This is a genomic window from Bacillota bacterium (genome assembly GCA_040754675.1).
GTDB lineage: Bacteria > Bacillota > Limnochordia > Limnochordales > Geochordaceae > Geochorda.
In genome coordinates, this window is record JBFMCJ010000251.1 from 1 (window position 1) to 6,128 (window position 6,128).

General features: G+C 66.4%; 7 protein-coding genes. 2 read left to right on the top strand and 5 right to left on the bottom strand.

Translation table 11 applies throughout. The features are described from left to right. From AB1609_13970 to AB1609_13990, 5 genes are all read right to left on the bottom strand, one after another. Positions 1-675, bottom strand: a 675-nt coding sequence (locus AB1609_13970; GenBank protein MEW6047567.1) for a hypothetical protein, incomplete at its 3' end; no start/stop codon positions are given. 10 nt (positions 676-685) lie between these two features. Continuing rightward, complete coding sequence (locus tag AB1609_13975) at positions 686-1,534, bottom strand: PmoA family protein (GenBank protein ID MEW6047568.1); 849 nt, start codon at positions 1,532-1,534, stop codon at positions 686-688. A 116-nt stretch (positions 1,535-1,650) separates the two neighbouring features. Beyond that, complete coding sequence (locus AB1609_13980) at positions 1,651-2,757, bottom strand: dihydrodipicolinate synthase family protein (protein MEW6047569.1); 1,107 nt, start codon at positions 2,755-2,757, stop codon at positions 1,651-1,653. Next, a complete protein-coding gene (locus AB1609_13985) occupies positions 2,741-3,130 on the bottom strand; it encodes a dimethylsulfonioproprionate lyase family protein (protein ID MEW6047570.1) in 390 nt (129 codons plus the stop codon). Before AB1609_13985 ends, AB1609_13980 begins: the two co-directional genes overlap by 17 nt. 51 nt (positions 3,131-3,181) lie before the next feature. After that, positions 3,182-4,267 (bottom strand): Gfo/Idh/MocA family oxidoreductase, encoded by a 1,086-nt coding sequence (locus tag AB1609_13990; GenBank protein ID MEW6047571.1) that lies wholly within the window; start codon positions 4,265-4,267, stop codon positions 3,182-3,184. 141 nt (positions 4,268-4,408) lie between these two features. Here AB1609_13990 and AB1609_13995 point away from each other — a divergent pair, with 141 nt between their 5' ends. Together AB1609_13995 and AB1609_14000 are read left to right on the top strand one after the other, a co-directional pair. Continuing rightward, positions 4,409-5,497, top strand: a complete 1,089-nt coding sequence (locus AB1609_13995) for a LacI family DNA-binding transcriptional regulator (protein MEW6047572.1) — start codon at positions 4,409-4,411, stop codon at positions 5,495-5,497. Between the two features lie 156 nt (positions 5,498-5,653). After that, positions 5,654-6,128, top strand: a 475-nt coding sequence (locus AB1609_14000) for a DUF4432 family protein (protein MEW6047573.1), incomplete at its 3' end; no start/stop codon positions are given.

Sequence of the window (6,128 nt, forward strand, 5' to 3'; positions counted from 1 at the left end):
CCGAACTGTTCCGTCTGGTGACCGAGCAGTTCGGCTGGGTTCTGGCCAACCTCTAACCGCATCTTCCTCTGGCTCCTCTTCGGACGGTACCGCGTCAGTGAACGAACTTGTGGGACGCACTACTAGGTCGTAGTCAAGCTCGTGCCCCACCTTGATGTTGAAGTTCCGATATCCTCGCTCCAGGCCCTCAGCTATGGAGCGGCGTGCGGCCTCCAGGTCCGGTGCCCCCACCGTCCAGCTAAGGGTCACCGATTCGGCTCGACGGTAGCCCAGCAGTTGCCAAAGGGGGATGTTACGCACCTTGCCCAGCAGGTCGTGGACCGCTATATCGATGCCGGCTTTCGCGATGGGCATGCCAGGGCCGAAAGCGGGCGCCACCGCGGCGTTCATTGCCCGGTGTAGGCCATCCACGTCTGCTATAGGTAGCCCGATCACGGCCGGGCCCAGGTAATGGCGGATGGCGGTGACCACCGAATGGAGGGTCTCAGCCGACCAGACCGGGAGAGGAGACGCCTCGCCCCATCCAATGGTACCGTCATCGGCCGTCACCTTGACCAGAGCCACCGTGCGCCCCTGTGCCCCTGACCCGACGAGGCCACGCGAGGTCCGGAACTCGCCCCGAAACGGCAAGACAAGGGGAAAGACGTCAACCTGGACGATCTTCGGACAGCTCATGATTCCACCCCTAAACCTGGACCACGACGAAGTCCTGCCAACGTTCCGCCACCCTGGCTTCCGCAACGCTGCCCCGGTGAACAATGACCCGGTAGCGAAGCAACAGTGGACGCCAGGGCATGACGTACAGATCCCCGTCGAAGCAGTTGGGCGAGGGACCAAAAGGCCCGTAGTCACGCGTGAACCAAGGACTTGGAAAAGCAGGGTTTCTTGGGTGGTCCAGGATGGCCAGTCCCTGCCAGGCGCCTCCCGGAACGGGGCCAGAGTAATCCACCCACTCGGCCCGCCGGCCAAAGGTCATCCATTCCTTGGTTGCCCCCCGGCTGTTGGTGATGACCCCGCCGTTCTGCCCGCTAAGGGGCTCGGCGACTCGGACTAGAGGTAGGGCGGACTCGTTAGTGGAGCGCAGCGTCACGGGACCGGCCACGGCACGCAGCTCCAGCCGAAGGTCCATCCAGATGTCCCCATTCTCGTACTGCCCGACCCGAACGTCCCAGCGATCGATCAGGGGGCTGAATCCATCTCCCGCCACCCACCGGTGCAAGGCCGTGAACCCGACAACGTCTCCGGATGCCACCACGTTCTCATAGCCTTCGTGTAGGATCTCCCCCTCGTCGCCTCGCTCCAGGTAGAAGTCATCCACCCGTCCGCCGGACTCGACCAGGTGATGTCCCACCCAGAGCCCATGGTGGTGGACGTGATCGGAGGGCCGGTTCGCCGTCAGCGGAGGTCCCCCGGGCAGCGAAATGGGATGGATGTATGGGCGGCGCTTGGCTCCGTCGCCAGGCACGTATTCGGCTACCCGCCCGTCTGCAGTGTGAATGACGGCGGCGGTTTCCGTGATCTGCAGTGACAGCACTCTGAGCCCTCCTTGTATGTTTCTCTATGGACAGATCCCCCGCGACCGGTAGAGGGAGCGGATGGCTCCCGCGATCCGTCTCCCTGCCGCCCCGGCGCGCGGCGCTCTGTCCACAATCACGGTGCCGATCCTCCTGGCTTACGAACGCCTCCCTTGCGGTCCTCTCCCTGACCAGCCTCTCCCTCATGGGGTCGTGCTCGGATGACGTCCATGAGCCCCTGCAGCCTCCGGGCGATCTCCTCGAGCACGAGACGGTCGGAGTCCGGCCGCTTCAGGGCACCAGGGTGTGGTGCGTCGCTGGTGATCCGGCCGAGTAGGTGCAGGAACTGAGCCGCCGAGTGCTTGTACGCCGGTACCGGCGGCCGGAACGCGAACTGCCCGAGATACTGCAGAGCATCGTTCAGCTCGAAGAAGCGGACATCCCCCGCCTCCCAGAGGTCGTCACGCAGGGCGAAGGCCTCGGGCACAAAGGCCGCAAGCCCGAGCAGGTAATCGCTCCCGTAGATCACCATGTCGATGGCGAGGTCGTTTCCAGTGTAGATGCGAAACTCTTTCCGAACCCGGTTTCGGACATCCAGCCGTTGCCACTCGAGCCGCCTGCTGAGTGACGAGTGCTTCATGCCCACGAATTCGGGTAGCTCCACGATGCCCCGATACAGTTCCTCGGAGAAGAGGAAGCCCGCAGGCGTGAACATCGGGCTCAGTTCGAAGGCGAGCAGCGGCCCCCCTCCGGCGGCGACCCGCCGGTACACATCCAGTTGCTCGCCTGGCGCCATGGCCCTGAGCCGGGCGCACGGGAACAGGATGGGTAGACCGCCCAGCTCCCTGATCCGGTCGGCGTCTCGGCGATAGGCACCCGCCAGGTCACCCGGGTCGTCTCCCACGTACACCCCTGCGATGAACGGCCGCCCGGCCAGGGTCCGCGCGGCCTCCTGCAGCACCTGGCCTCGTTCGGCGGGGCTGAGCAGGTCGACATAGCCCGTGTCCATGTTGACCGCCGGGATGAGCCCCTGAGCGGCGATGTGGGCAACGAGGCGTGAGAAGCCGTCGAGGTCAGGTACCCCGTCCGGACGATAGGGGAGTAGCACGGCGGCCGCCCCTTCGACTCGCCGGCGGGCTACAATCATCCGTGCAACTGCCTCGTACGAAAGCGCTTCTACCACTGCCCCGCCTCCCCTGAACGCCTTCCCGGTGGTGGTTATCTCGTCATCGGTTGGCCGCACCCAGCTGCCCTCGGCGTTCGGCCTCCCAATGGGAAACGATCCCGGGCGGTGCGTAGGTGAAGACCATGATCATTTCCGTCTCACCCGTGTTACGGAGTTCGTGCTCTACGCCGGGCGGGATGTAGACGGCGGTGACACCCTCCACCGTCCTCGTCTCGTGCCCCACCCGGATCGTTCCGTTGCCCGACAGGATGAGGTAGACCTCCTCCTGCGGATGCTCGTGGGCTGGCACACCCCCGCCCGGTCGGATGGAAACATACCCCTCCACAAAGTGCTGAGCCTGGAGGGGGCCTCCCGCACCGACCAGCACCCGGGTCCTGCGCCCGGCCGGGAACTCTTCACCGACCACGTCTGAGAGCCGGATGACGTCCATGGCGCACCTTCCGTTTACGTCGGGTCCAACCATGAGGCCAAGCCACCGCGTTTAGACAACCGCCGCGGCCGCGTACGCTCTTTCGATCCACTCCTGCGTGGTGACCGCATCGTGCCAGTCAGGCCGGAAGGGGGTGCCGGCCAGAATCCCCTTCAGGAACCCCTCAAGCTGCACCTCGAAGGGATCGAGGCGCGGCAACTCGATTGTTTCCCAGCCGTCCTGCCAGGACTGCTGCACCTCGGTCGGGTCGAACCGGAACAATGGCGTCCGTTCAGCCCTCTGCAGCCGCAGGGTGTGGAAGCTGAACACCACGCTGCCCTTCTCCCCATCGATCTCCACGAGAGGGATCTCCTCGTGGCGGCGCCTCACCCAGCTCGCGAAGATGTCGGCGATAGCGCCATTCTCCAGCCTCAGCAGGACGCCGGCAGCGTCTTCGACGTCCACCTGGAAGGGCCGCCCGTCGGTGCCGATGCGCGACGGGAAGTAGGTGCCGGTGAAGCACGCCACGCTCTGAATGGGAGCGACGAGGTACGAGATGAGGTCGAAAAAGTGGGCCATCATGTCGTGCACGATCCCGCCGCCCGCCTGCTCCTTGGAGAAGAACCAGGCTGGCCGGTTGGACAGCTCACGCGGCACGAAGTAGCCGAAGACCACGCGCACGTGGAAAATGCGGCCGAGAGCCCCGGCCTCGATGAGCTCCTTCGCCCGGGCGGGGCCCGCCTGGAAGCGCATGTTCTGCACGATGCCGTGGTGGACACCGGCCCGCTCCGCCCGGCTGAGGAGGTCCCGGGCCTGGTCGAGCCGGATGGTAAGAGGCTTTTCGGTGAAGACATGGAGGCCCCGGTCAATGGCGCGGCGGAGGACGTCGTAGTGCAGGTCGTTGATCAGGCAGTTGTCGACGACGTCGATGCCCTCAGCCTGCCACAGCGCGTCGAGCTCGGAGAAGGTCCTCTCGACTCCTGTTTCCCGGGCGAGCGCCTCAAGCTTGGTTGGGTTGCGCCCGTAGAGGACGACCTCGAGGGTCACCCTTCTCCCGTTGGCCTCCAGGCCGCGGCGCGCGATTTGCTGCAGCGCCCTCGTGTGTACGGCCCCCATCCGTCCCGTGCCCAGAACGGCCACCGTCAGCCGGTCGGTCATTGCCACTCCCCCTGCGTCGGGATACGAAACGTTTCGTATCACATGCTACCGGGGTTCGACGGGCATCGACGACTTCCTGCCGCCCTCAGAGGGAAAACTCAGCCGGGCAAGAACCGGTCTGTCGTCGGAAGGGAGGACCCGATGGGCAACGCTGGCGAGAGGCCACGGCGCATCACCATTAAGGACGTGGCACGCTCCGCTGGCGTCTCCGTCACGACGGCATCCGTGGCGCTCAGGCGAACCGCCCCGGTGAAGGAGTCGACGCGGCAGCGGGTGCTGGAGGCGGCGCGACGCCTGCACTACTATCCCAATCGCCTGGCGCAGACCCTGGTCCTCCAGCGGTCCACGCTGGTCGGCGTGCTCGTGCCGGACATCGCCGATCCGTACTTCCACGAAATCGTGAAGGGCGTCGAGGCGGCGCTGTCCCGTCACGGATACAGCGTCCTGCTGTGCGACACCGATCGCCTTCCCGAGCGTCAGGCGGCGTATCTGGTGAGTCTCCGGGAGCACCAGGTTTCCGCCATCATCGTGGCGGGGGCTGAAGAGCAAGACGAGGCCATGCTGCGCCAGCTCCAGGACGAGGGCGTACGAATCGTCCTGGTGGGGCGGACGATCTCGGGCATTCCCCACGTGAGGATCCGCAACGACCAGGCCGCCGCGCTGGCCGCCGAGCACCTGCTGGGGCTGGGCCACCGGCGCATTGCTTTCATCCGGGGGCCGGAGGGCAACGAGGCCGCTGTCATGCGGCTGGAGGGGTTCCGGGAGACGCTGCAGCGGGCCGGCACCTGGGACGAGCGGCTCGTTTTCTCGGGCGCTTTCGACGTGCTGAGCGGCTCGGCCGCCATGGGCCACGTCCTCGCTCTACGAGCCCGGCTGCGGCCCGCCGAGCGTCCGACCGCGGTGCTGGCCGCCAATGACCAGATGGCCGTCGGCGCCCTGCAGACCGCCCTGCGGGCCGGGGTGCGCATCCCGGACGACATGGCCATCATGGGGATCGGCGGGATCCCGTTGACGGCTCAGGTGTACCCTACCCTGTCCACCGTCGCGCTGCCGCTGCGCGGCCTCGGTGAGGTGGTGGGGGAACAGGTGTGCAGGACCGGCGAGGCCGTCCTGGCCACCGATCTCCTCGCCGAGGCCTGCGTCCCGACATCTGCATGTGTCCCGGGCCTCATCCCCGCGCTGCCCATCGAGCTGGTGCCCCGGGACTCCACCCTCAGCAGCGGTTGTTAGCGGCATATCTGCCCCCTGTACAATCGCACACCGACTACAAGACGCACGCGGTCCCCATCATGTTCTATTTCTGAAAGCCTGCTTACCAGGGGAGCGGTCCGGAAATGGCGCCAGCCGGCGGCCGCCGCGGGGGTTGGGGGTGCACCGTATCAGCCGATGGTGGTATTACTACGCTCGGCGCTGAGACATGCTCCGGGATCGGGCAAGCATAGGGCCCGCGATGCAGTCGCGGCCGCCGGCATCGACCGCTGGAGCCTCCTCGAACCCCCTCGACCCGGGGTCGAAGAGCAGGTATTCTACCACCGGCCTGCTACCGATTCCTGGGGGTGGGCGCACGTCGTTCTGGCCAACCCCGGCGTCACACCCGGTATCGGGATGGCAGCTCACGGGGCGGCGGGTTGGCCCGACGAAGCCCGGGGCATCGGGGTTCACCTGAGTTACGCTGCTGCCACGCTGCCGCTTCTCGTGCAGTGGAAGCTGTGCGCCAGCGGCGCCTACGTCCTCGGCCTTGAGCCCGCCAACTGCCATGTCGAGGGGCGCAGCCGGGAGCGGGAGAGAGGTTCGCTCGTGGTGCTGGAGCCGGGCGAGGTGCGCCGTTACCGGCTGCAGCTCGAAATGCTGGCGGGAAAGC